A 24962-nucleotide genomic window follows, 5' to 3' on the forward strand; every position below is an offset into this window, starting at 1 on the left:
CATACCTTCTTAAAATCAATTCCTTACCTACCCAATAATGAGCTAAGCCTTTTTCAAAATTCGTTTGAAATCAGTCTACCATTCACGTTGATTGCTCTGGTTCACAGAGCAAGACACTTCGCTAAGCAAGATGTTCACCAAAAGATAGCGTTCTATTGTCTTTTATATTGTGTTTAATTTCACCCTTAAAATAAAAAAGATCAAAAAGCGCATAAAATAGCAGCTACAAATTGGACTTGTGTCGACTTGCTGGTAGAATCCGCGGTTTTCTACCTCTTAGTTTCAGGGCCCAACCGTGAGCGAAAATAAAACCTCTTTAAGTTACAAAGATGCAGGCGTAGATATCGATGCAGGTAATCAACTCGTTGAACGCATAAAATCTGTTACCAAAAAAACCCATCGACCAGAAGTAAAAGGTAATTTGGGTGGTTTTGGTGCACTTTGCGAACTGCCTACAAAATATAAAAAGCCGCTACTTGTTTCAGGTACTGACGGCGTGGGTACAAAACTAAGAGTTGCTATGGATGCAAACCGTCATGATGGCGTTGGTATCGACTTAGTAGCAATGTGCGTAAATGACCTTATTGTACAAGGTGCCGAGCCCCTATTCTTTCTAGATTACTATGCAACAGGTAAACTTGACGTTGATGTTGCAGCGTCAGTAGTTACCGGCATTGGTGCGGGTTGTGAACAAGCAGGCTGTGCACTTATTGGTGGTGAAACTGCTGAAATGCCTGGTATGTACCACGATGGCGACTACGATATTGCAGGTTTCTGCGTAGGCGTGGTTGAAGCTGATAAGGTTATTGACGGCACTAACGTTAAACCAGGTCAAAAACTAATTGCGCTGGGTTCTTCGGGCCCTCATTCAAACGGTTACTCATTAGTTAGAAAGATTATTGAAGTTAGCGGTGCTGATGTGAATGCAGACCTTAACGGTAAGCCAATAATCGACCAGCTTCTTGAGCCTACTCGCATTTATGTTAAGTCGGTATTGGCGCTACTCGAAAAAGTTCAAGTAAGTGCTATCTCTCACATTACCGGTGGTGGTTTCTGGGAAAATATTCCTCGCGTACTTCCAGAAGATGCAAAAGTGGTTATTGACGAAAGTACATGGGAATGGCCTGCAATTTTCTCATGGTTGCAAGAAAACGGTAACGTGACTCGACACGAAATGTACCGTACCTTTAACTGCGGCGTAGGCCTTGTGATCGTAGTAGATGAAAACGACACTGATGCAGCGCTTAACATCCTTAAGCAACACGGCGAAAACGCATGGGTAATCGGTGATATCGCTGCAAAAGACGGTGAAGAGCAAGTAGAGATTAACGCGTGAGTAACAGTGTAACTAAACTATGCGTGCTTATTTCAGGTAACGGCAGTAATTTACAGGCCATTATCGATGAAATAAAAGCAGGTCGTCTTAACGCGCAAATTAGCGGTGTCATTAGCAATCGCCCTGATGCTTACGGTCTTGAGCGCGCTAAAGAAGCAGGGATTGATGCGGTGTGTCTTGATCATACTGGTTTCGACACTCGAGAGTCTTATGACGAAGCACTTAAAGCACAAATTGAAGCTTTCGGCGCAGACTGTGTTGTTCTTGCTGGCTTTATGCGTATTTTAACCCCTGAGTTTGTCGACTGCTTTGCTGGAAAATTAGTGAACATTCATCCATCTTTGTTGCCAAAGTACAAAGGTTTGAACACGCATCAGCGAGCAATCGACAATGGAGACAAAGAACACGGTGTTAGCGTGCACTTTGTCACACCTGAACTCGATGGTGGCCCGGTTATCATTCAAAGTCGTGTGCCTGTGTTTGATGAAGACACGGCTAGCGACTTAGCTGAGCGAGTTCAGGAACAAGAACGCCGCATCTATCCTGTCGTACTTTCATGGTTTAGTGCAGGACGATTATCGATGCGAAACAATAAGGCAGTTTTAGATGAGCAAGAATTACCAGAATCTGGTTATGCAAGCGACTAAGCCTTTTGCTTTAGGCGCATTGTTAGCCGTATCGCTTTCAATGACCGCGCAAGCAAACCCTAGCACAGAGAGTGCTAACAATGTAGAGCTACCGCTTCAGCCCTACAAGGCAACCTATACCGCATATAAATGGGGTGACGACGTAGGCGAAGCTAATATTGAGCTTTCGAAATTAGGCGATAAACAGTATTCATTGATTTATACGTCAAAGGTGTCGAAGTTTTTCTTGTCTGACAAGCGAAGCGAACACTCTATCTTTACGGTCGATGATAATACTGTAGTACCGTCAGAGTATTACTATAATCGCTCGGGTACAGGTCCTGATAAAGAGCTTAAAGTCACGTTTAGTCAGCAAGGACAAGGTAAAATTGCTGTCGAAAATGGCGAAACGTTTGACTGGAACGGTGAATTTGATAATCAAATTTACCGAATAGATCTTGCAAAGCAGCTAGCCCAAGGCAAAACGTCTTTAGATTATAACTTTGTAAACTATCGCGGCGAGCTTCGCCATTATGGCGTTCAGGTTGTTGATGAAGAAGTATTGTCGTTACCTTTTGGAAAAATAGAAACGGTAAAAGTAAAGCTTATTCGCGACTCTAATAAGCGAGAGACGTTTGCTTGGTTTGCGCCATCACTTAACTACACGTTAGTTCGTTTGCAACAGTTCAAAGAAGGCGATGAACAGGGCGATATCAAATTGAAATCGTTCGAGACGCAATAACGCATTGAGATAGACCGTTTTTTGTCTCAACAACTTTTTCACAATTGCTGAAAAAAGCACGTTATGACTAACAGTCAGACGTGCTTTTTTATTTGCACTGTTGCTGTCTTATCCTAACGAAATTCGTTCTAGTTTCGCGTATCAATTCATATTCTAAATCAGTATTTATAAGCAACGACTATACTTGAAGAGCGAATAACGCACTACCCTATTATTTATGTCGCTGTTAATAGAATATTCATGTAAAAATCTTGATCTTTGCCCTATTAAATAATAGGTTTACAGCATGCTGGTCAGACCTCGCACTTATACCGCTTTTTATCTAAGCGCGTTGCAGTATAGAGAACAAGACGAGCGTAACGTTTAACGCCTTTCAGGAGTGAAGTATGGCAGATTTTATATGGTTTTTACTGGTCGTTCTGACACTAGCGGTTGCTAGTTATCAACGAACCAGTTTGGTAACGGCTGTTGCCATGGGCGCAGGTGTAATGATTTTAGGCACTCTTTTTGGTGACATCGGCCTGCTTGGTTGGGTAGTGTTCCTTGCTTTAACACTGCCTTTCACACTTGCAAACATCAGACAACAACACATCTCTAAAAAGCTGCTAGCGTTCTATCGCAAAGTTATGCCCGAAATGTCGAGCACTGAGCAAGAAGCGATTGACGCGGGTACCGTTTGGTGGGATGGCGATATCTTTAGCGGTAAGCCTGACTGGGACAAACTACATCGCATACCTAAAGGCCGACTGACCGCCGAAGAACAAGCGTTTTTAGACGGTCCTTGTGACAAAGTCTGTTCAATGGTTGATGAGTGGCAAATAAACCATAAAGACGCAGATCTTTCTCCTGAAATTTGGCAGTTCCTTAAAGAACACAAATTTTTCGCCATGATCATCAAAAAAGAGTATGGCGGCCTTGAGTTTTCAGCGTACGCACAATCACGTGTCCTACAAAAACTTGCGGGCGTAAGCGCAGTACTATCAAGTACTGTTGGTGTTCCAAACTCTTTAGGCCCGGGCGAACTTCTTCAGCACTATGGTACAAAAGAGCAGCAAGATCACTATCTTCCTCGCCTTGCTGCAGGTGAAGAAATCCCTTGTTTTGCATTGACTGGGCCTGAAGCAGGTTCAGATGCTGGTGCGATCCCGGATGTTGGTGTGGTATGTAAAGGCGAATGGAACGGTGAAGAAGTGTTAGGTATGCGCCTAACCTTTAACAAGCGTTACATTACCCTTGCCCCCGTTGCTACAGTTATTGGCCTTGCCTTCAAACTTCAAGATCCTGAAGGCCTTCTAGGCGATAACAAAGAGCCGGGTATCACATGTGCTCTTATTCCTCGTGATACAAAGGGGCTAGAAATTGGCCGTCGTCACTTCCCTCTTAACACGCCATTCCAAAATGGCCCTATTAAGGGTGAAGAGATCTTTGTGCCAATCGATTACATTATTGGTGGTCCAAAGATGGCTGGTCGCGGCTGGCGTATGCTTGTTGAATGTTTGTCGGTAGGTCGCTGTATTACCCTTCCTTCATCTGCTGCTGGTGGCGCTAAATCGGTATCACTTGCAACAGGCGCTTATGCACGTATTCGTCGTCAGTTCCGCATGCCGGTAGGTCATATGGAAGGTGTTGAAGAAATGCTTGCGCGCATTGGCGGTAATGCTTACCTAATGGACGGCGTAACGCGTTTCTCGACGGTAGGTGTTGACCTAGGCGAGAAACCTTCTGTTATTTCAGCTATCTGTAAATACCACTTAACCGAGAAAATGCGTCAAGTCATTAACGACTCGATGGATGTTCACGGCGGAAAAGGCGTAATGCTTGGGCCAAATAACTACTTAGGCCGTGGTTATCAAGGTGTGCCTGTATCCATCACGGTTGAAGGTGCCAACATTCTAACCCGTAATATGATGATCTTCGGTCAAGGTGCAATGCGTTGCCACCCTTACGTGCTTAAGGAAATAGAAGCTGCGTCTATAGAAGACAAGAAAGAAGCTTTGAAGGCGTTTGATAAAGCGGTATTCGGTCATATTGGCTTTGCGGTAGCTAATACTGTTCGCAGTATTTGGTTCTCATTGACTAATGGCGCATTCAGCAGCGCACCGTTTACTGACGAAACGGCGCGTTATTACAAGTTGCTTCAAGGTTACAGCGCTAACCTAGCATTGTTAACGGACGTTTCTATGGGCGTGCTTGGTGGTGATCTTAAGCGTCGTGAACGTCTGTCAGCACGTTTAGGTGACATTTTAAGTGGTCTTTACATGGGTAGTACAACCCTTAAACGCTTCGACGAAGAAGGCCGTTTAAAAGAAGACCTTCCGCTTCTACATTGGGCAATGCAAACTACACTGCACGATATTGAAACCGCTATTGATGACTTTTTAGCGAATTTCCCAAATCGCGCAATCGCTGGTGCACTTCGCGTTATGGTGATCCCGTTTGGTCGTCGCGTTGGCAAGCCTTCTGACAAAACTGAACACGCCATTGCACAAATGCTTCAAACCCCTTCAACGGCGCGTAGCCGCTTGGGTTATGGTCAATACCTTACTCGTGAAGAAGGTAGCTTGTTTGGGGATCTAGAACAAACCCTTGATGATGTATTAGCAAGCGAGCCTATTTTTGAGCGCATTTGCAAGCATAAGAAAGCTAAACTTCCATTCACTCGTTTAGACTCATTGGCTGAAGAGGCGCTAGCTGAGGGCATAATCAACGAAGACGAAGCGAACCTTCTGCGCAAGACTGAAGCAGGACGACTTCGTACAATCAATGTTGATGACTTCGACCATGAAGAATTGGTAGCGAAAGTAAACTCTACTAGCGTTACTAAAAAGCGAGGTGGTAAAGCTGCTTAACTTATCTTCTAGAAAAAAAGGCCGCAGTCGCGGCCTTTTTTATCGCAAACTCATTATTTCCTCGCTAATTATATGTGCGGGTCACACTCACTGCGTTGCCGATACCGTGACATGTGGCAACAGTAAACAAGCACAGGCATTATCTTTACTCATTGCTTACGATAAAGGGCAACAAAGAAAACTTTTAAAGTGTAACCCTATACTTGTTGAATTAGCTGAAGTTAAAGCAAAAGACATGGCTGAAAGAGGCTTGGTTTCGCATTTTCTGGGGGGCAGTCCCAACACCCGCATTAGAGACGCGGGACTTACACTACCTGAATACTATGGCAATGCTATGAGCAACCAAGTTGAAGCACTAGCTGGGGGATACGCTACTGCTGAAGATGTTTGGTATGCTTTGAAAAGGTCGACATCCCATCGGCAGCACCTGCTCGGCGAACTACCTTTCTATGAAGAGCAAGACCAAGTTGGCATCGCGTTTCACAAAGACTACTCTACACCACATGTTGAATATTGGGCAGTTTATCTTACTAAGTTAGCGGACACTGCTACTTCTCTAAAAGACGATACCTCATCAACGATGTTACTCTTGAAACGCCAAAAGAAGTTTGATCATGTACCAGATAAAGGTTTAGACATTGTAACTAAGAGCGGCAATATTACTTTAAAGACAAAAAAACCGGATGAGTAATCCGGCTTTTTTATTCATATAGAGTGAATTAGCTAAGCTGAAGCTTATCCATCAGCAATACAGCCTGAGTACGTGTGTTAATCTCTAATTTACGCAGTATGGCACTGATGTGTGCTTTAATAGTTGCTTCGGTAACATTCATTTCGTGAGCAATTTGCTTGTTCATCAAACCAGCTCTTAAATATGAAAGCACCTGAATTTGCTTTGGCGTCAACTCACGGAAGCGCTGCAATAGCACTTTTAATTCGTCATCAACTTTATCAAGTTCTTCTTCCATACCTTCTGGAAGCCACTTCTTACCGCCAATGATATCCACGATAGCCTGAGCAATTTCTCTCGTTTGAGATACTTTAGGGATAAAGCCTTGTGCACCTAGGCTCATTACCTGCGCCACAACTTCAACCGTATCGCTACCAGAAACAACGCCGACAGGAATGTTCGGGTATTGCTCACGTAGTGTAATAAGGCCGTTGAAATACTCACCGCCAGGCATATTAAGGTCAAGCAGGATAAGTTCAACGCCGTCAAATTCGTTTAGCTTTGCCAACGCATCATCCAAACTTCCCGCTTGAATAATTTGCGCATTTTCAAAGTAAGGTTCTAACGCGCCGCTCAAAGCCTCGCGAAACAATGGGTGATCGTCTGCTACTAGAATTCTCGTCATTAGCGTTACTGCTTCCTTTTTGTATTATGTGTATAGATTAATACTTTAGACCATTAACGAAAAGACCTAATACATAAAAATCTCACAAATTTAGTGTTTTCCATTGGCATTTACACATCAGGCGTTAAAATTGCGCTCAAATTAGCTAATTGAAGAACCACTGTGAAGAAGCACGACAATATATACGCAAAGGCACTCAATAAAGTAGATGACTTTAAATTTGACGAGTCTGTGGTTGATGTGTTTCCAGATATGATTCAGCGTTCGGTACCTGGATATGAAACAATTGTCCATACCATTGGTGAACTCGCCAAACTGGCCGTATCTAAAAACTCGGTAGTCTACGACCTTGGCTGTAGTCTTGGGGCCGCAAGCCTTTCTATAGCAAGAGCTCTGCCTAACGAAACATGTAAAATTATAGGGGTCGATGCATCTGAAGCAATGGTTGACCGATGTAAGCGCGTTGTGCAGACATTCACGCTGCCAAATCCAATATCAATCGAACATGGGTTTGCTCAAAACGTTGAAATAAATAATGCGTCACTGGTTGTGATGAACTTCACTTTACAGTTCATTCCTCCCGCTGACCGCGAGGCGCTATTAAAACGTATTTACGACGGGCTTAACCCAGGTGGCATGTTGGTGTTGTCAGAAAAAATTCGTCACCCTACCCTCAATGGAAATGAACTACTGATAGATTTACACCACCAATTTAAGCGCGACAACGGTTACAGCGAACTTGAGGTCAGCCAAAAACGCGCGGCGTTAGAGAAAGTAATGCTAACTGATACGTTCAGTGAGCATGAAAGCCGCTTAAAAAAGGTGGGGTTTGCCGATGTTGTTATGTGGTACAAGTGCTATAACTTCACCTCTATGGTCGCTATTAAGGGTTAATCTCGCGCGCGTTGACCTTACGCATCATTTCGATTTAAAAAATATACAAAGAATATTATGAGTAAACTAGAACAGACTTGGTTTAACGATTGCTATAAATCGTTAATTGACAGCCCTCTTTCGCATTGGCTGCAAACGCTACCAGCACAAATGAATGACTGGCAGCGAAACGCCAAGCATGGTGAATTTGATAAATGGTGCCGCTTACTTAACAAACTACCTTCTACATCTCCAAGCTTTGTTGATTTATCATCAAGCGTTTCAGTTGGCACCGAAAATGACGTTGATAAATATACTCAAAAGCAAATAGAGGGCCTGTTAAAGCAGTTTATGCCGTGGCGAAAAGGTCCGTTTCACCTGCATGGCATTCACATTGATACTGAGTGGCGTTCAGATTGGAAATGGGAGCGCGTGGCCCCCCACATTGCCTCACTTAAGGACCGAAACGTATTGGATGTAGGCTGTGGTAGTGGTTATCACATGTGGCGAATGCTTGGCGAAGGTGCCAGCAAGGTAATTGGCATAGATCCTACCCAACTGTTTCTAATTCAATTTCACGCCATTAAACAATTTATTAGTGAAACCGATGTCGCTGCCGACAATATACATTTTCTGCCTATGGGCATTGAAGACATGCAGCCGCTAAAAGCTTTCGATACCGTATTTTCTATGGGCGTGCTTTATCACCGCAAAGATCCAATGGCGTTTTTGAAACAGCTTAAAGATCAGCTAAGAAAAGGCGGCGAGTTGATTCTTGAAACACTGGTAGTAGACGGTGATGAAAACACAGTGTTGATGGCGGGTGAGCGCTACGCTCAAATGCGCAACGTTTGGTTCCTACCCAGCACTGCTGCCCTTTCTGTTTGGTTAGGCCGACTAGGCTTTGAAAATATTCGCGTTGTGGATATTAATCATACAACGTTAGATGAACAACGTTCCACATCGTGGATGGAATCACAATCTTTGAAAGATTTTCTCAATCCGGAAGATATTACTCGCACCATCGAAGGTTACCCTGCACCACAACGGGCCGTAATTGTCGCAAATAAGAAGTAGGTAGTATACCCACGCCCCAAGTACTCTATTGGCACAAATGTTGTTACCGTAATCAAGAAGAACGTGCGAATTCTGCATTGATTAAGGTGACAACATGGATATACATGGCTTTCTTACGACGCATCAATTGCCAAGTACCTATGCAGAAACTGCACAAAAATGGTTCATCCCATTATGTGAGCAACTGCTTAAGCACCAAAAAGGTGCAACAAAACCATTTATAGTTGGCATAAATGGTAGTCAGGGTTCAGGTAAATCTACTCTGACCAGTTTTATCGAATCTTTCCTTAGTTCGGTTCACAACAAGCAAGTGGTATCACTTTCTATTGACGACTTTTACTATGATCAGTCGCAGCGAAATGCCCTTGCTATTAAAGTTCACCCCCTTCTAGCAACCCGCGGTGTACCTGGGACTCACGACACAAGGCTTGCTTTAAACACGTTTCGTAGTTTAGAAAAAGGCGCACGCTCTTCGCTACCCCGTTTTAATAAGGCGATAGATAACCCGTTTCCGCAAGAACAATGGCCTGTAATAGAATCTTCACCTGATTTCATCATACTTGAAGGTTGGTGTGTGGGCGCTATACCACAGGCTTCAGGTGAACTTAAAAGGCCTGTCAATCACCTTGAAGAAGTTGAGGACCCACTTAGTATTTGGCGCTCTTTCGTTAATACGGAATTAGCCGGAGATTACCAAACGCTATTCGACAAAATCGACTATCGCATTATGCTTAAAGCACCAAGTTTTGACTGCGTTTATCAATGGCGTTTAGAACAAGAACATAAACTTGCACAAAAAGCGCTAAAAGACAGTGATGGCGTTATGACAGACGAAGAAGTGGCAAACTTTGTGCAACACTACCAACGCATCACTGAACACGCATTAAAACACTTGCCTGAAAAGTGCGACACCGTGTTTTATCTTGATGAAAAAAGAACGATAACTAAACAGGACGTAAAACGATGACGAAAACGCTTGTTTTCACCGATATGGACGGCACGCTGTTAGACCACCATACCTACTCTTTTGAGGCGGCGAAACCGGCTTTAACGGCATTAGAAAAAAGGGACATTCCCATTATTCCGACCACTAGCAAGACCTTTGCTGAATTGCAGCCATTACGTGAAAGTATTGGTTTGGACGGGCCCTTTATCATAGAAAACGGTGCCGCTATTTTTATTCCCCATGGCTTTTTCAAGCAAAAGCCTAGCGGTACGGTTTGGATAGATGGTTACTGGTGTAAAGCTTTCATTTCTAATAAAAACTATTGGATCAAGCTTTTAGAAAAAATCGGCGGTGAATTTGAAGGGAAATATAAACAATTCTCGAAGATGTCGAATGAAGAAATTCAAGAATGTACGGGTCTTGATGAACGTTCAGCATCACTTGCTGCAAAGCGCCAGTTTGGCGAACCCGTTTTATGGCTTGGTACTGACGATGAAAAACAGCGTTTTTTAAAGGTTGTAAAAGACCGCGGAGCCTTTCCGCTAGAAGGAGGCCGTTTTATTCATATTTCAGGAAATTGCGATAAAGGCCAAGCACTAAAATGGTTGGCCAATGAATATCAAAAACAGCATACCACCAAAGTTAACACTATCGCCCTTGGCGATGGTAAGAACGACGTAGCAATGCTTGAGGCAGCGCACGTCCCTATTCGCATTTTATCACCGGTAAATCCTCCACCCACTGTAAAAAAAGAAGAGGTCTATACCAGCACCCTAACTGGCCCAGAAGGCTGGAACGAAATGCTTACTCAATTGCTATCCCTATAATCAGGAGGACACATGGCTGATTTTTATCAAAATGGTGTGGTTACTACGTTACATAACTTGGCTCGTCGTCCTACCGAGGAGCTAGAAGCTGAACTTTTACAATTTTCACAAAAGCGCCCCATGGCACTTATTCTTCCATCGCTTTTCTCTGAACTTGAAGGCGATGCACTTCCACATATCGTCAACGAATTAACCGACGTTCCCTACTTGTCAGAAATTGTTATCGGTCTGGATCGTGCCAATGAAGAACAGTACAAACACGCATTAAAATTTTTCGGAAAGCTTCCTCAGCATCACAGGGTACTGTGGAACGATGGCCCGCGTCTTAAAGCGCTTGATGAAGAGCTTCAGGCACAAGGTTTGGCCCCGAAAGAGTTAGGTAAAGGCCGTAACGTTTGGTATTGCATGGGCTATGTGTTGGCTTCTAACCGCGCTGAATCAGTAGCATTGCACGATTGTGACATTGTTACTTACAACAAAGACCTGCTGGCCAAGCTTATCTACCCTGTTGCCAACCCCATGTTCAACTATGAGTTTTGTAAGGGTTATTACGCGCGTGTAGCTAACGGTAAAATTAATGGTCGTGTTTCACGGCTTCTTGTTACGCCTTTACTTCGTGCTTTGAAACGCATAATGGGAGATAACGAATACTTGGAGTTTATGGACAGCTTCCGCTACCCGCTTGCAGGTGAATTCTCGTTTAGACGCGACGTATTAAATGACATTCGCATACCAAGCGACTGGGGGCTAGAGATTGGCGTGCTGTCTGAAATGCACCGCAATTATTCGCATAATCGTCTTTGCCAAGCTGATATATGCGATATTTACGACCACAAACACCAAGATCTTTCGCTTAACAATGATCAAGGTGGCTTATCAAAAATGTCTATCGACATTACCAAAGCCATTTTTAGAAAATTGGCCACGCAAGGCTATACGTTTAGCAATGAGATGTTCCGTTCAATTAAGGCAACCTATTTCCGTATTGCGCTAGATTTTATAGAAACCTACCACAATGACGCGGTAATGAATGGTCTAAGCTTAGATATTCACAGCGAAGAAAAGGCTGTAGAAATGTTTGCCAGCAACATTATGAAAGCGGGACAGAACTTTCTTGAAAACCCTATGGAAACACCGTTCATTCCAAGTTGGAACCGTGTAACCAGTGCGGTACCTGATATATTAGAACGATTATTAGAAGCGGTTGAAGCCGATACTGCAGAATATATGGAGTAAGTAATATGGCATGGGACCTTCTCCATGACAAAGTAAAGCACCATTTAGAAAGCATTTACGCTGATGTAGCGCTAGACGTCTCTTACGAGACCCTAGCGACTGATTTAATGAACACGATAGGCATTCAGCAGCAAACGGATATTGCTTCACCTCAGTCTCATCACAATTATTGGGATGAAGACGACATCATAATGATTACCTATGGTGATAGCGTGATTGATGAGGGTGAGCGCCCCTTAGTTACATTGAACAAGTTTTTGCATCGCTATTGTAAGAACACGGTGAACAACGTGCATATCTTGCCGTTTTTCCCATATAGTTCTGATGATGGCTTCTCGGTGATTGATTATTCAACCGTAAACGAGGCTTTAGGCACATGGGATGACATCCAGGCTATAGCTGCTGACTATGGGCTGATGACAGATCTAGTAATAAATCACTGCTCTGCAAGAAGTGCGTGGTTCGATAACTTTGTGAAAGGCGAAGGTCCGGGATCTGACTTTTTCTTTACCGCAGATCCAACCGATGATTTGTCTATGGTAACCCGCCCCAGAGTATCGCCGTTACTACGTGAGACAGAAACCGCAAACGGCACTAAGCATGTGTGGTGTACCTTCAGCCATGACCAGGTCGATTTTGACTTCAGAAACCCCAAAGTTTTATTAGCGTTTATTGATATTATTAAACTGTATATTGATAAGGGCGCAAAGCTCTTTCGTTTGGACGCTGTGGCCTTCCTTTGGAAAATTGTTGGCACAAACTGTATTAATTTGTTCCAAACACATGAAGTCATACGTTTGATCCGAACGCTGATTGAACATGTTGACCCTTCAATCATTATTATTACTGAAACCAATATTCCCAACAGGGAAAACTTAACATATTTTGGTAATGCTAACGAAGCCCATGCTATCTATAACTTTTCACTACCTCCGTTACTAGTTAATACGCTTGTAACGGGTGACTGCACTTATTTGAAAAGCTGGATGATGAGCATGCCGCCGGCCCAAAACGGCACAGCCTACTTTAACTTTATCGCCTCACATGATGGCATTGGCTTGCGCCCGGCGGAAGGCTTGCTAACCGACGAGGAAATTTCAGAACTTGTGCATACAATGCAGCACTTTGGCGGCAAAGTGTCGTGGCGAGCTTCTGATCATGGACAGCAAAAGCCTTACGAAATAAACATCACACTGTTCGACGCGCTGCAAGGAACCACCAAGGGCCCTGATAAGTATCAAGTAGACCGATTTATTTGTGCTCACGCCATAATGTTAGGTATGGAAGGTATACCAGGAATTTACATTCACAGTTTACTCGGCACATCCAACGATTACGAAAAAGTCGCTAATACAGGACAAAATCGTTCAATCAATAGAAAGCGTTGGGACTTCAACGAATTAGAGGCTCTATTAGACTCGCCCTTTTCACAGCACCATAAAGTACTTACTAGAATCTCGCAGCTTATACGCATACGTAAAGCGCAGCCTGCATTCCACCCAAATGCAACGCAGTTTACATTGCAGCTTGGTAATCAATTATTTGGTTACTGGCGTCAAAGCTTGGACAGAAAACAAAGTGTCTTCTGTATTAGTAATATTTCAGACGAAGAACAAACTATTTTACTGTCTGATATCAACCTTATCGGTACAGATAATTGGATTGATCTTATAACCCGTGATGAAATAGCTCTATCGAGTGGCTTCTTACAAATGAAACCTTATCAAGTACTTTGGATAAGCAACCAGGATTTTGAATAATTAGGTTTGTTTTAAAGGCCAGGTAGCTAAATATATCTTCCGCGGTAAGGATACTGCGGTGTTATGCTTACTACACGAGCTCACTAATTAAATTTGTAATGCAAAAAATTGATACTTTCTTTTTCGACTTAGACGGAACACTTGTCGACTCTGTGCCCGATTTGGCAACCGCTTTAAATCAGATGCTAAGGCATTATCAACTGCCGACTTACGACGAACAGGTAATTAGGCTCTGGGTAGGAAATGGCGCCCGTGTTCTAGTAGAACGAGGGTTGAGTGGGGGGGCGGAGATTGACCGCCACCATATGCAACCTGAGATTGATGCCGCGTTAGAAAAGTTTTTGTTCTATTATCGAACGTTAAAAACTAAGAGTACTGAGCTTTACGACGGGGTTTTCGACACGCTACATGCACTAAAAAATCGAGGGTACACGCTTGTATTGATCACCAATAAACCTTCAGAGTTTATTGAGCCTATTCTGTCTGCATTTTCATTGTCAGCACTGTTTTCCCTTACTATAGGCGGTGACAGTTTACCGGAGAAGAAGCCTTCCGCCCTGCCCCTTCTGTATACTTGTGAAAAGCTTCATATTTCGCCTGCACAATGTGTAATGGTAGGCGATTCTAAGAACGATATTCTTGCTGCAAAAGCCGCTAATATAAAAAGTATAGGCCTTACCTATGGGTACAATTACGGCGAAAGTATTGCGACCTATCAGCCTAACTGGGTGCTAGATAACTTTAGTGACATACTGAAACTACACTGATAAAGCGTTCTCAGAATTACTTAGCGAAAATGCATAACTACGCTTTACAGGCTTTGCTGCCTACTTTCTCTTATTTCACGCTTTAACCTTTGGTATAAGGGTGTTTTTTCTGTAATATCCGCCTGTTAAATAATTAATTGGAGTTGTTGGTATGTCATCTAAATGGCTTTCACTCGAAGAGGCCCTTACTAAAGCGCTTAACGCAGCAAAAGCGATAAACGACATTGAACAAGTGAGTATTTTTGACGCCAACAACCGCATCTTGGCCGAAGATGTTGTTGCACACATCAATGTTCCACCTTGGGACAACTCAGCAATGGACGGCTACGCCGTTAACGTTGGAGATCTTTCTAAGAGTACAGAACTCGAAGTACAGGGAGTTATTACAGCGGGAATGAGTGCTGATGTGCCGCTTGAAAAAGGCAAAGCATTTAAAATTATGACAGGCGCGCCTATTCCAGATAACGCTGATGCCGTCGTTATGGTAGAAAATACTGAGAGCAACGACAGTTGTGTAACCATAAAAAAACTCCCTACAGCTAAAGAGAATATTCGCAAAAAAGCCAATGATATTGCCTGTGGTGACACGCTAATTGGCAAAGGCACCCGCCTTCACGCTGAACACCTCATGCTACTTTCTTCTCAGGGAAACAGCACAGTAGCAGTTTACCGAAAACTTCGCGTTGGTGTGGTAGCAACTGGTTCTGAACTCGCTGCCCCTGGCGAGCCCCTTAAACCAACACAAATTTTTGAGTCGAACCGCGTTGGCGTGAGCAGTATATTGCGCAATGAAAATGTAGAGCTTGTAGATTTTGGCATTGTGGAAGACGACGAAGCCTCTTTGCGTAAGCTATTTAATGAGGCCAGCGAGCATGTAGATGTAATGGTAAGTAGCGGCGGCGTTTCTGTTGGTGACGCTGACTACGTAAAAGATATTATCGCTGAATTAGGCGCTATCGATTTTTGGAAAGTTGCAGTTAAACCAGGTAAACCTTTTGCTTTAGGCAAAATCAATAACACCCTGTTTTGTGGTTTACCGGGCAACCCGGTGTCGTCATTTGTCACCGCCAAGCTATTGGTTGTGCCCGTTATTAAAAAAATGCAAGGCCAAGTTCAAAGCCATGAGCCTTTCTTCGTTAACGCTACAATTACCATACCGGTTAAACGCCGTGCGGGCCGACGGGATTTCCAGCGTGCAACTATGGTAAGAAACGGCCAAGGCGAATGGGAAGTTACCCCGTTTAAATCTCAAAGCTCTGGTGTTATGACGTCAATCACCTCTGCCAACTGCCTTATGGTAGTGCATGAGGATATAAGTGAGTTAAACGTTGGCGACAAGGTTCCCGTTATGCCGCTTCATTTTTAGAACGACTGGTTCTAAGCGCGTTGCACTACAGCATGTCTTTTCAATGTAGTTTTGCCGCTTTTCCTAATTGAAGGCGTGATCGCAACATTACCCGAAGCAATTAGTCATTATTTTCGTCACCGTTGGCGATCCGTATAGAGACACATTACCGTGAATAAGAAACGCTTTCTTTTAGAAGGAAGAGACATTTTAAAACTAGCATGGCCTCTGCTAGTTGCGCAGATAACACAAATGCTTATGGGTGTTAGCGATACCATAATGGCAGGACGCTACAGTGCTACCGACATGGCAGCAGTGGCGCTTGGGTTTAGCATAACCGTGCCGCTTCTTTGTTTTATTCAAGGTATAGCCCTAGCGCTTCCGCCCATTATTTCCCGGCTACAGGGTAATAAAAATATAAGCAGTATTGCCGATGCGAGTCAGCAGGCTGGCTACCTCATTTTCTTCGTAGGCATTATAGTAGCAGGGTTCATTCCTTTTACTGAAAATATGGTTGCCTTATTCCCTATGGCGCCTGAGCTGCACAGCATTACTGTAGACTACGTGCTATACGTGTTGTTCGCTATGCCCGGTTTCGCGCTTTATCAATGGCTAAGAAACTATTGTGAAGGCTTAGGAAAAACCAAACCAACGATGATCATTACCGTGATTGGCTTAATGGCAAACATTGTTGGAAACTACCTGTTTATTTATGGTGTTGGTTCACTGCCCGCCATGGGTGGTGCAGGTTGTGGTATTGCTACGGCTATTGTTATTTACACCATGTTAATTGCGACTTTCATTTACGTACGTTTCGCCCCAGCCCTGCAAAAATATAATTTGTTTGGAAAGCTGTATAAACCAAACATGGTGACCATAAGCCGAACCTTCAAAATGGGTTTACCTATCGCCATGACGATTTTATTTGAAGTTACGCTATTTTCATTGGTTGCTCTGCTATTGGCACCATTCGGTGCTACAACGGTCGCAGCCCACCAAGTCGCACTTAATTTCTCAGCGCTTATGTTCATGTTTCCTATGAGCATTGGTATGGCAGCAGCGATCCGTATTGGATATCGCATAGGGCAAAATAACCAGCGTCAGGCAAAAATTGCGGCCCGTACGGCAATTTTAATCGGCTTTTTTACCGCAGCATGTACGGCTAGCTTCACCCTTCTAGCGAAGGGGTTCATCATTGGTTTATACACAAGTGACGAAGCCGTGTATACGTTAGCGAATGCGCTATTAATTTATGCGGCCCTATTCCAGCTGTCTGATGCAGTTCAAGTCATTTCGGCGAATGCATTGCGCGGTTATAAAGACACCACGGCGATGTTTATTATTACCTTTGTATCTTACTGGTTAATAGGCCTTCCAACGGGTGTAATTTTGGGAAGAACAAACTGGATAACTGCGGAACCAATGGCCGCAGCGGGCTTCTGGATTGGTTTCATCGTAGGATTAAGTACGGCAGCCGTAATGCTTGGGGCGCGCCTTCTATATATTCAACGACCAAGTGCAGCCCATCGCATAGCGAATGCGTAAACGCGCTTAACGTTTTGACTAAATAAGAAAAGCGGGGCCGTTAATTCCGTCTTTTGAATTTTTCCCAATCTCGCGGGGTGTCTATATCAAATTGTGCATTGGGTATAGACACAGCCGTTACTTTTCCTAACTTCGCGTACTTTCTAATAATTGGCTTAGCTCCGGTATCGCCCTGAAGTGCCAATAGTTCGCTAAACATTGCTTTAGGAAATATAGCAGGCACGGTCAGTCGGTTATCGGTATCACCTTCTTTAACCCATTCACTGCACACTATATGGTTCGGGGAAGCTTTAGAAGCATCAATAAGGCGAATAAGATCCTGTGTGTTAAGGCTTGGCAAATCAGCGAGAGTAAAAAGCACGTGTGAAGGATTGGTGCTAGACAATGTTGGCGTTGAAAGCAAAGGTAATGAAAGCGAGGGTGTTTGAGTCGACGTTTTTGGGCGCACTACTAGGTTCAATGCATGTGAAAGCCCACTGCGAATGCTTGATGCTATTCCCTCTTCCCAGTGCGTATTGTGTATTACCTGAATGGGAAATTCAGGTTTACCGTAAAAAGCTTCAGCCAACTGCGATTTCACGCTGTCGTGCCATTTACCTGTAACAACCGTAATCGGAAGTTTGGATGATGATACTATTTGATTTCGCGCGCGATTAACTTCGTACGTGCTGTGCTGAACAAGCGAAGACTTTGAAACCGGATGTTCTGACAATAGCTTGTTTCCCTCGTAGCGGGAGCTCTGCCCGCCCGCAAGTAAAACAAAAGCCAAGCGAAATACATCAGAATTCAAAGTAACACCTATCAGTTAACGCACTGTATTCAAACGAGCGTAAAATCATTTACGCAGTAACAAAGCCAATACTTAAAAAACACAATCACCATTGTGTTTTTGATGTGTATGAAAGCCTCTAACGGCGAAAGGCTTAGCGGCTTCTGCTAAGCCCTTTTATCGCTTCCGTTAGCCCTTCAAGAGTTAATCCATACATTCTGTCTTCCATTATGTCGCGAATAATTTTGATAGACGAATAATACGGCCAATAATTTTCAGGCTGCGGGTTAAGCCATACCGCGTTATTAAAGTGGTTTAACAAGCGCTGCATCCATACACTACCCGGTTCTTCATTCCAATGCTCTACGCTGCCCCCTGGGTAGGTAATTTCATAGGGCCCCATGGTAGCGTCACCAACAAAAATAACCTTATAGTCTTTTCCGTAGCGATGAATGATATCCCAAATAGGAATGCGCTCTTTATTGCGGCGAAGGTTATCTTTCCACACTTCCTCATACACGCAGTTATGAAAGTAAAAGTACTCAAGGTACTTAAACTCACTTTGCACCGCAGAAAAAAGCTCTTGGGTGCTTTTCACATGTGGGTCCATTGAGCCACCCACATCGAAAAACATTAACACTTTAACCGCATTATGACGCTCCGGCGCCATATGAATATCCAGTAGCCCGCCTTTTTTAGCCGTTTCACCTATGGTTGTTGGCACGTCAAGCTGCTCACTTGCACCCGTGCGAGCAAATTTGCGAAGCTTCCTTAGCGCCACTTTAATGTTACGCGTACCCAGTTCAACATCAGAGCTTAGGTTTTTAAACTCGCGTTTATCCCACACTTTTACTGCCGAAAACTTTCTATTGCCCTTTTGCCCTATTCGCACACCTTCTGGGTTGTCGCCATAAGCGCCAAACGGCGATGTTCCGCCGGTGCCCACCCATTTATTTCCACCTTGATGACGCTTTTCCTGTTCTTCTAAGCGCTTTTTCAACGTTTCCATCAGTTCTTCAAGGCCACCGGCTTTACGCAGTGCCTCACGCTCTTCAGGGCTTAAATTTTTCTCAATTTCCTTACGCAGCCATTCTTCGGGAATGTCTTTACCGAACAAGTCGATAGACTCCACCCCTTCGAAGTACTCTGCAAACGCCCTATCGAACTTATCGTACTGAGTTTCGTCTTTCACCATAATGGTACGAGCCAAGCTGTAAAAAGCTTCAATGTCGGCATATACCACGTGATGCTCTAACGCTTTAAGTAAATCAAGTAATTCGCGCAGCGTGGTTTTAACCTGATATTTTCGCAGCGTATAAAAAAACTGAATAAGCATTAGCGACGCGCCATAAAGACCAATTTTTCAAACAAATGAATGTCTTGTTCGTTTTTAAGTAATGCGCCGTATAATGGCGGTATTGCTGCTTTACCATCTTTTGAATGCAGCGCTTCTGGCGGAATATCTTCAGCAACTAGTAGCTTCAACCAGTCGATAAGTTCAGAGGTAGAAGGTTTCTTTTTAAGGCCCGGTACATCGCGAATTTCAAAGAAGGCTTTCAATGCTTCATCAAGCAACTTTTTCTTTAAATCTGGGAAATGTACGTTAACGATTTCTTGCATTTCCTCTGGATTCGGGAACTGAATGTAGTGGAAGAAACAGCGGCGCAAGAAAGCATCTGGCAGCTCTTTTTCATTGTTCGATGTAATAATAACGATAGGACGCTGCTTCGCGACGACGCGTTCTTGTGTTTCGTATACGAAGAACTCCATTTTATCGAGCTCTAGCAACAGGTCATTAGGAAACTCAATGTCTGCTTTGTCGATTTCGTCAATCAGCAGTACTGGGCGCTTTTCTGCGCTGAACGCTTCCCACAACTTGCCTTTTACAATGTAGTTGCTGATATCGTGTACGCGATCATCACCTAGTTGAGAGTCGCGCAGACGTGACACCGCGTCGTATTCGTACAAACCTTGCTGTGCTTTGGTGGTTGATTTAATGTGCCACTGAATTAATTCAGTGCCTAAACTCTCGGCCAACTCTTCAGCAAGCATGGTTTTACCCGTGCCCGGCTCGCCCTTAATTAAAAGCGGACGCTCTAGCGTAATGGCAGCATTAACCGCCAATTGTAGGTCTTTGGTTGCGATATAATTAGACGTGCCACTAAAAGCCATTATTGTTGTACTCCGTATAATTTTTCGTCTTTACAATTTTAACTATAATATCAAGGCCTTCTCATGATTGCCCATAGATATAACATATAGCTAAAAAGCACTTTGCATTTTACTGATTGGGACCAATGATATAGGGGTATGACGAAATCCCCTAATTCAGGCTGTGAATTATTAACTATCACATTCGTTGAATTATTAACTACTAAAAAGGTCGTACAGATCACGACAGACGGGGTTTCCTGTAAAATAAGGAACGAGGTAAGGATTTATAATGAACGTATTTGACGACAATTCCCTATCTATTGGCCGCACGCCACTAGTTAAGCTAAATCGCGTAACATCAGGTAATGTATACGCAAAAATTGAATCGCGTAACCCAAGCTTCAGCGTTAAGTGCCGCATTGGCGCAAACATGATTTGGGATGCTGAAAAGCGCGGTGTCCTTACCGAAGGTAAAGAAATTGTAGAGCCTACCAGTGGTAACACAGGTATTGCATTAGCTTTTGTTGCAGCGTCTCGCGGTTACAAGCTAACGCTAACCATGCCTAGCAGCATGAGCCTTGAGCGTCGTAAACTTTTAAAAGCACTGGGCGCAAACCTTGTTCTTACTGAAGCGCCTAAGGGCATGAAAGGTGCCGTTGCCGCTGCACAAGAAATTGTGGCATCAGATCCAGACAAATACGTGTTGCTTCAACAATTCGACAACCCTGCTAACCCAGCTATTCACGAAAAAACGACAGGGCCTGAAATTTGGGAAGATACCGACGGTAAAGTTGATGCCTTCGTAGCAGGTGTAGGTACGGGTGGTACTATTACGGGTGTAAGTCGCTACCTTAAGAACACAAAAGGTAAAGCAATTACTTCTATTGCCGTTGAGCCAACTGACTCACCAGTGATTACCCAAGCGCTTGCAGGCGAAGAACTAACCCCTGGACCACACAAAATTCAAGGTATTGGCGCAGGTTTCATTCCAGGTAACCTGGACTTAGACCTAATCGACGAAGTTGAACAAGTTACCAACGAAGAATGTATGGAAATGGCGCGCAAGTTAATGACCGACGAAGGTATTCTTGCGGGTATTTCTTCTGGTGCTGCCGTTGTCGCTGCTAAGCGTTTTGCTGAACGCCCAGAAAATAAAGATAAAGTAGTTGTAGTGCTTCTAGCAAGTGGAACAGAACGTTACCTTAGTAGCCCACTATTTGCTGGTGCGTTTGACGAGCAAGAAGAAGTGCAATAACACTTTATAAGCTTTAGCTATTCAAAAAACGAGGTCTAGTACCTCGTTTTTTTATGAGTATTAACCGTTATAAATGTTGAATTTCTACAACTGCCACGCGAGTTTACGTTCTATTTCTTTGCTTTTGAGTGCAATATTGTAAATAATTAAAAGCTATATTAACGAAGTTACAGATACGTTGACTTCGTTAAAATTTAAAACTATCACTAAGAAATGGACCTCTTTACATTAAGGTAATTCAAATGAAAACGCGTATGTGGTACGCCCTTATCGGGCTTTTTACAGTTTTGATTTTATCGGCTTGTGGTGAAAAGAAAGAAGGAATTGGGCGATATGGAATGCTTGACGAAAGCACACCTGAATACACCACAGTTATGTTTTTAAAAAGTGTTTACGAAGACGATAATTTAGACACAGCTATTCAACTTTCCAGCGAAAAAATGTCGCGCATACTGACGCGATATCACACTAACAGCAACGTTCAGCGGCATCTGCTTAATTTAAAGTACGACACCGTAACGGTAACCCCGCAAAGTGCAGGTAAAATTGGCAGAAACGAATTTTCGGAAAAATCTACTATTACCGTATTCTTAAGCGGGAACTACAACGGTGACAAGGTGGAAGACCTTAGAAGCCTTGATTTAATTAAAGAAGATGGTGAATGGAAGATAAACAAAATTCATCCCGACGCCTATCTATAGCAAATAAGGCAAGCACTGTTTTTATATACAGCCTCCACCGAATTTTTGATAAGTAAAAATAAAAAGGATGTTTTCCGGCTTTTTAGCTCCGCCACATTTAATTTTTGTTTAATGTGTTGTTTTAGGGTGATAACTTAAAACAACACAAAACTGATATACGGATATTTTCCACCTTGCATAAAGGATTTTTTCCGTACACTAAATTGTTATAAGCCTTACCAGAGTTGAGTTATGGAAATTGAAATCTCATCTGATAAAACGAAGCTCGATGTTGAGTTAATTCATCGTTTCTTGTCTCAAGAGTCGTATTGGGCGAAAGGCCGTTCCTTAGAAACAGTGGTTAACACTATCCAAAACTCGTTTTGTATTGCAGCCTATTCAAAGGGACGTCAGGTTGCATTTGCAAGGGTAGTAACAGACTATTGTACTCATGCATACATCATGGACTTCTTTACCTCAGATGGTCTGCGGAATACGGGAATTGGTAGTTCATTGTTAACGGCATTACTTGATGCGCCAGAGTTGTCTGCAGTAAACAAGTTCACTTTAAGTACAGACTCAGCTTCGCAGTTTTATCGTCGGGCGGGTTTTAAACCAGTAGCGAAATCAATATTAGCTTGGGAGCGGGGCGGCTTATAACAAACGCGTTAAATCGCTCGCAAGCTCGCTAGGACGCTAACACATGGGCTGCGTCACTTCGTTCCTATTTTAGCCCATGTGTTATCGCCCTTTATGAGGGTGTTATAAGCCAAGAGGTTTTAATGGAATTTAAAGACCTACCACTACATGATGGATTAGTAAAAACCATTTCAATAAATTGGTCTGGTAAGACAGCTGAGATTTTCTTAGATTGCTTCTTAATGCCAAACCAAAGTGCTCAGCCATGTTCATTAACGTTTTCCGGCATTTCCTCAATTAACGTACCAATGGCTACACCTTGGGGTGAATCTAACTCTATTAATATGGCAAGAGTTCAAAACAACATTTTTCAAATTGAATTACAAAGTGGTGACACATTGCAACTTGAGGCAACAGCTTTTGACTTCGAAACAATTGGCTTATAACAACTCAATTAACTCGCTCACTCCGTTCGCTGGGACGCATACATGCGGGGCGGCTTCGCCATTATGCCCCACATGTCTGCGCCCGTTATTGAAAAGTTATACGTTGTTGAAAAGGAAGTCAGTTTGAAAAAAATCATATTATCAGGGTACATTGATGTACCGAATGACCAAATAAAGTTAGTCAAATCTGCGCTACCTAAACACATTGAGCTGACTCAACAAGAGAATGGGTGTTTAACATTTAAAGTCACTCAAAGAACAAATGAACCCAATATTTTTGACGTATACGAAGAGTTCGTTGACAAGGAAGCTTTCGAGAAACATCAAAAAAGAGTATCAAACTCCGATTGGGGGATAGCTTCAAAAAATGCACTACGTCACTATGTCATTACAGAGGTTTAGGAACGCTCGGTGGTAACGTATAACAAAGCGCTTAAGCCACTCCCTTCGGTCGCTCGGACGCATTTACGCGGGGCGGCTTCGCCATTATGCCCCACGCAACTGCGCCGCTTAGCTTAATGTTAGGTGCTTTGGAGGAAACTTGAAACATTTCAATTATGGATTAATTGCTATTTGTTCAGGGATAACTTTTTTGGACTTTCTCTATATCCCGCTACCTAAAGAAACCCACCCAATATCACCTTACATCGTACCTTTTCTAATCCTTGCACTATTTGGTTGGTCTTATCTTTCTTCGCACCAAGATCCAAAGATAAACTTTTACAAAATTGTGTCTAGCTACAGCCTAATGTGTACAGGTTTTATTGGCATACTCGCACCTTTCTGCATGCTTATTTTTTGGTTAACATCAGAGGTAGCAGCAGTTGCTCCAGGCTATAGCTTGGCTGCAATCATTCAATTTTTTGCTGGGTGCGCCTTTGGTCTAGTAAGTTATTTGTCGTACAGAAAACTTAGGCAGTTATATGCACGCACCTAACAAAAAAATTAAGTCGCCTGCTGGCGCAGGCTGGGACGCTAACACGCAGGGCCGCTTCGCTATTATGCCCTACGCGTTATCGCCCCTTATTTAAAAGTTATGCCTTTCGGAAAATTGAAGCTCATGCGTAAAACAAAATTCGATGTTTATTTTGAGATATGCCGGAGGTTGGTTACGGAGCTGTCAGCTCTAGGAAGCAAAGAGCTGCAACCCTTAATGGAAGGTTTTTCAAATTCTATTGACCAAATTAGTATTTGGGTAGCAAACAATAAATTTCCTGTCCCTAAATCGGCAATTGCTACGGGACTCGAACAAGGAGTGAACGAGTTGCCCTTGTTCTTCGAGGAAATGGAGCCAAGCCTCCGTGAAACAGCATTTCAAACTTACTACAGTGCACTAGATGAGATAGTGCCCGACTACCAGGAAAAGCTAAGTAATAGAGTTCAGCGCATTTTAAAACGCGGTAAAATAAAATCGGAAAGCGAGTTTTACCTGCTTCGTAGTCGGCTCGATCAAATTGAAGGTAGTGGTGTAAAAGAAGAGTTTTTAGTATCTGCAATATTGGGGCAATATGAAGCAGAGGCATAACAAACAACTGTAGCCGTTCGCTGGCGCTCACTGGGACAATAACACGCAGGCTAAGTCGCTCCGCTCCCAGTTTAGCCTGCGTGTTATTGCCCCTAAGTTGGGCGTTATGTTCTACAAGGATAAGTTGATGAATAGGCTCTTTATATCGCTGTTACCTTTACTATTATTAATTACTTCCACGCCAGTTAAGGCTGCTCCAGATATCACAGA

Annotated in this window: 24 protein-coding genes; 20 read left to right on the plus strand and 4 right to left on the minus strand. The window is 43.3% G+C overall.

Going from position 1 to position 24962, the window contains the following annotated elements; translation table 11 throughout:
• The first annotated feature begins 295 nt into the window (after window positions 1–295).
• The 5 genes from purM to E5672_RS07965 all read left to right on the plus strand — a co-directional run bounded on the left by purM (window position 296) and on the right by E5672_RS07965 (window position 6244).
• On the plus strand, window positions 296–1336 hold the full coding sequence (purM, locus tag E5672_RS07945) for a phosphoribosylformylglycinamidine cyclo-ligase (protein WP_136781709.1): 1041 nt from the start codon (window positions 296–298) through the stop codon (window positions 1334–1336).
• A complete protein-coding gene (purN, locus tag E5672_RS07950) occupies window positions 1333–1983 on the plus strand; it encodes a phosphoribosylglycinamide formyltransferase (protein ID WP_136781710.1) in 651 nt (216 codons plus the stop codon). The genes purM and purN overlap by 4 nt, the downstream gene beginning before the upstream one ends.
• Entirely contained in the window at window positions 1943–2704 is a 762-nt protein-coding gene (locus tag E5672_RS07955) for a DUF3108 domain-containing protein (RefSeq protein ID WP_240692186.1), read from the plus strand. The genes purN and E5672_RS07955 overlap by 41 nt, the downstream gene beginning before the upstream one ends.
• A gap of 386 nt (window positions 2705–3090) precedes the next feature.
• Window positions 3091–5553: an acyl-CoA dehydrogenase FadE gene (fadE, locus tag E5672_RS07960; RefSeq protein ID WP_136781711.1), complete on the plus strand. Its 2463-nt coding sequence runs from the start codon at window positions 3091–3093 to the stop codon at window positions 5551–5553.
• On the plus strand, window positions 5537–6244 hold the full coding sequence (locus E5672_RS07965) for a CAP domain-containing protein (protein WP_136781712.1): 708 nt from the start codon (window positions 5537–5539) through the stop codon (window positions 6242–6244). The genes fadE and E5672_RS07965 overlap by 17 nt, the downstream gene beginning before the upstream one ends.
• A gap of 28 nt (window positions 6245–6272) precedes the next feature.
• Here the strand turns inward: E5672_RS07965 and E5672_RS07970 are convergent, their stop codons facing one another.
• A complete protein-coding gene (locus E5672_RS07970) occupies window positions 6273–6908 on the minus strand; it encodes a response regulator transcription factor (RefSeq protein WP_136781713.1) in 636 nt (211 codons plus the stop codon).
• Between the two features lie 162 nt (window positions 6909–7070).
• Between E5672_RS07970 and cmoA the strand changes: the two genes are divergently transcribed.
• From cmoA to E5672_RS08015, 9 genes are all read left to right on the plus strand, one after another.
• Window positions 7071–7802 carry a carboxy-S-adenosyl-L-methionine synthase CmoA gene (gene cmoA, locus E5672_RS07975; protein WP_136781714.1) on the plus strand — a complete coding sequence of 244 codons (732 nt, stop codon included), beginning with the start codon at window positions 7071–7073 and terminating at the stop codon, window positions 7800–7802.
• 57 nt (window positions 7803–7859) lie between these two features.
• Complete coding sequence (gene cmoB / locus E5672_RS07980; RefSeq protein WP_136781715.1) at window positions 7860–8858, plus strand: tRNA 5-methoxyuridine(34)/uridine 5-oxyacetic acid(34) synthase CmoB; 999 nt, start codon at window positions 7860–7862, stop codon at window positions 8856–8858.
• Between the two features lie 94 nt (window positions 8859–8952).
• The gene (locus tag E5672_RS07985; protein WP_136781716.1) at window positions 8953–9825 is read left to right on the plus strand and encodes a kinase; all 873 of its coding nucleotides are present in this window, start codon (window positions 8953–8955) and stop codon (window positions 9823–9825) included.
• A complete protein-coding gene (locus tag E5672_RS07990; protein ID WP_136781717.1) occupies window positions 9822–10631 on the plus strand; it encodes an HAD-IIB family hydrolase in 810 nt (269 codons plus the stop codon). Before E5672_RS07985 ends, E5672_RS07990 begins: the two co-directional genes overlap by 4 nt.
• Before the next feature lie 12 nt (window positions 10632–10643).
• Window positions 10644–11867, plus strand: a complete 1224-nt coding sequence (locus E5672_RS07995; protein WP_136781718.1) for a glycosyltransferase family protein — start codon at window positions 10644–10646, stop codon at window positions 11865–11867.
• 5 nt (window positions 11868–11872) lie between these two features.
• The gene (locus E5672_RS08000; protein WP_136781719.1) at window positions 11873–13627 is read left to right on the plus strand and encodes a sugar phosphorylase; all 1755 of its coding nucleotides are present in this window, start codon (window positions 11873–11875) and stop codon (window positions 13625–13627) included.
• Between the two features lie 98 nt (window positions 13628–13725).
• Window positions 13726–14394 carry a phosphoglycolate phosphatase gene (locus E5672_RS08005; RefSeq protein WP_136781720.1) on the plus strand — a complete coding sequence of 223 codons (669 nt, stop codon included), beginning with the start codon at window positions 13726–13728 and terminating at the stop codon, window positions 14392–14394.
• A gap of 151 nt (window positions 14395–14545) precedes the next feature.
• Window positions 14546–15760 (plus strand): molybdopterin molybdotransferase MoeA, encoded by a 1215-nt coding sequence (gene moeA / locus E5672_RS08010; protein WP_136781721.1) that lies wholly within the window; start codon window positions 14546–14548, stop codon window positions 15758–15760.
• Window positions 15761–15910: 150 nt separating this feature from the next.
• Entirely contained in the window at window positions 15911–17284 is a 1374-nt protein-coding gene (locus E5672_RS08015) for an MATE family efflux transporter (protein ID WP_136781722.1), read from the plus strand.
• Between the two features lie 40 nt (window positions 17285–17324).
• Here E5672_RS08015 and E5672_RS08020 read toward each other — a convergent pair whose 3' ends face one another.
• From E5672_RS08020 to E5672_RS08030, 3 genes are all read right to left on the minus strand, one after another.
• Window positions 17325–18074: a nucleotidyltransferase family protein gene (locus tag E5672_RS08020; RefSeq protein WP_136781723.1), complete on the minus strand. Its 750-nt coding sequence runs from the start codon at window positions 18072–18074 to the stop codon at window positions 17325–17327.
• A gap of 133 nt (window positions 18075–18207) precedes the next feature.
• Complete coding sequence (locus tag E5672_RS08025) at window positions 18208–19389, minus strand: vWA domain-containing protein (protein ID WP_136781724.1); 1182 nt, start codon at window positions 19387–19389, stop codon at window positions 18208–18210.
• Window positions 19389–20225 (minus strand): AAA family ATPase, encoded by an 837-nt coding sequence (locus E5672_RS08030; protein WP_039220753.1) that lies wholly within the window; start codon window positions 20223–20225, stop codon window positions 19389–19391. Before E5672_RS08030 ends, E5672_RS08025 begins: the two co-directional genes overlap by 1 nt.
• 271 nt (window positions 20226–20496) lie before the next feature.
• On the opposite strand from E5672_RS08030, the gene cysK reads away from it, so the two are divergent.
• The 6 genes from cysK to E5672_RS08060 all read left to right on the plus strand — a co-directional run bounded on the left by cysK (window position 20497) and on the right by E5672_RS08060 (window position 24752).
• Window positions 20497–21462 carry a cysteine synthase A gene (cysK, locus tag E5672_RS08035; protein WP_136781725.1) on the plus strand — a complete coding sequence of 322 codons (966 nt, stop codon included), beginning with the start codon at window positions 20497–20499 and terminating at the stop codon, window positions 21460–21462.
• A gap of 242 nt (window positions 21463–21704) precedes the next feature.
• On the plus strand, window positions 21705–22163 hold the full coding sequence (locus E5672_RS08040; RefSeq protein WP_136781726.1) for a nuclear transport factor 2 family protein: 459 nt from the start codon (window positions 21705–21707) through the stop codon (window positions 22161–22163).
• Between the two features lie 231 nt (window positions 22164–22394).
• A complete protein-coding gene (locus E5672_RS08045) occupies window positions 22395–22802 on the plus strand; it encodes a GNAT family N-acetyltransferase (RefSeq protein ID WP_136781727.1) in 408 nt (135 codons plus the stop codon).
• Between the two features lie 122 nt (window positions 22803–22924).
• Window positions 22925–23227 (plus strand): hypothetical protein, encoded by a 303-nt coding sequence (locus tag E5672_RS08050; protein ID WP_136781728.1) that lies wholly within the window; start codon window positions 22925–22927, stop codon window positions 23225–23227.
• Window positions 23228–23269: 42 nt separating this feature from the next.
• Window positions 23270–23629: a putative quinol monooxygenase gene (locus tag E5672_RS08055; RefSeq protein ID WP_240692187.1), complete on the plus strand. Its 360-nt coding sequence runs from the start codon at window positions 23270–23272 to the stop codon at window positions 23627–23629.
• A 658-nt stretch (window positions 23630–24287) separates the two neighbouring features.
• The gene (locus tag E5672_RS08060; RefSeq protein WP_136781729.1) at window positions 24288–24752 is read left to right on the plus strand and encodes a hypothetical protein; all 465 of its coding nucleotides are present in this window, start codon (window positions 24288–24290) and stop codon (window positions 24750–24752) included.
• Window positions 24753–24962 lie beyond the last annotated feature (210 nt).

The organism is Alteromonas portus (assembly GCF_005117025.1).
Lineage (GTDB): Bacteria > Pseudomonadota > Gammaproteobacteria > Enterobacterales > Alteromonadaceae > Alteromonas > Alteromonas portus.

Excerpts from the sequence above, each read along its gene's own strand:
- E5672_RS08045 (WP_136781727.1), top strand. The coding sequence starts at position 22,395 with ATGGAAATTGAAATCTCATCTGATAAAACGAAGCTCGATGTTGAGTTA.
- fadE (WP_136781711.1), top strand. The coding sequence starts at position 3,091 with ATGGCAGATTTTATATGGTTTTTACTGGTCGTTCTGACACTAGCGGTT.
- cysK (WP_136781725.1), top strand. The coding sequence starts at position 20,497 with ATGAACGTATTTGACGACAATTCCCTATCTATTGGCCGCACGCCACTA.
- E5672_RS08055 (WP_240692187.1), top strand. The coding sequence starts at position 23,270 with ATGCGGGGCGGCTTCGCCATTATGCCCCACATGTCTGCGCCCGTTATT.
- E5672_RS08005 (WP_136781720.1), top strand. The coding sequence starts at position 13,726 with ATGCAAAAAATTGATACTTTCTTTTTCGACTTAGACGGAACACTTGTC.
- E5672_RS08000 (WP_136781719.1), top strand. The coding sequence starts at position 11,873 with ATGGCATGGGACCTTCTCCATGACAAAGTAAAGCACCATTTAGAAAGC.
- E5672_RS07985 (WP_136781716.1), top strand. The coding sequence starts at position 8,953 with ATGGATATACATGGCTTTCTTACGACGCATCAATTGCCAAGTACCTAT.
- E5672_RS08040 (WP_136781726.1), top strand. The coding sequence starts at position 21,705 with ATGAAAACGCGTATGTGGTACGCCCTTATCGGGCTTTTTACAGTTTTG.
- E5672_RS08030 (WP_039220753.1), bottom strand. The coding sequence starts at position 20,225 with ATGGCTTTTAGTGGCACGTCTAATTATATCGCAACCAAAGACCTACAA.
- E5672_RS08050 (WP_136781728.1), top strand. The coding sequence starts at position 22,925 with ATGGAATTTAAAGACCTACCACTACATGATGGATTAGTAAAAACCATT.
- E5672_RS07995 (WP_136781718.1), top strand. The coding sequence starts at position 10,644 with ATGGCTGATTTTTATCAAAATGGTGTGGTTACTACGTTACATAACTTG.
- E5672_RS08025 (WP_136781724.1), bottom strand. The coding sequence starts at position 19,389 with ATGCTTATTCAGTTTTTTTATACGCTGCGAAAATATCAGGTTAAAACC.
- E5672_RS07970 (WP_136781713.1), bottom strand. The coding sequence starts at position 6,908 with ATGACGAGAATTCTAGTAGCAGACGATCACCCATTGTTTCGCGAGGCT.
- cmoB (WP_136781715.1), top strand. The coding sequence starts at position 7,860 with ATGAGTAAACTAGAACAGACTTGGTTTAACGATTGCTATAAATCGTTA.
- E5672_RS08060 (WP_136781729.1), top strand. The coding sequence starts at position 24,288 with ATGCGTAAAACAAAATTCGATGTTTATTTTGAGATATGCCGGAGGTTG.
- E5672_RS07990 (WP_136781717.1), top strand. The coding sequence starts at position 9,822 with ATGACGAAAACGCTTGTTTTCACCGATATGGACGGCACGCTGTTAGAC.
- E5672_RS07955 (WP_240692186.1), top strand. The coding sequence starts at position 1,943 with ATGAGCAAGAATTACCAGAATCTGGTTATGCAAGCGACTAAGCCTTTT.
- moeA (WP_136781721.1), top strand. The coding sequence starts at position 14,546 with ATGTCATCTAAATGGCTTTCACTCGAAGAGGCCCTTACTAAAGCGCTT.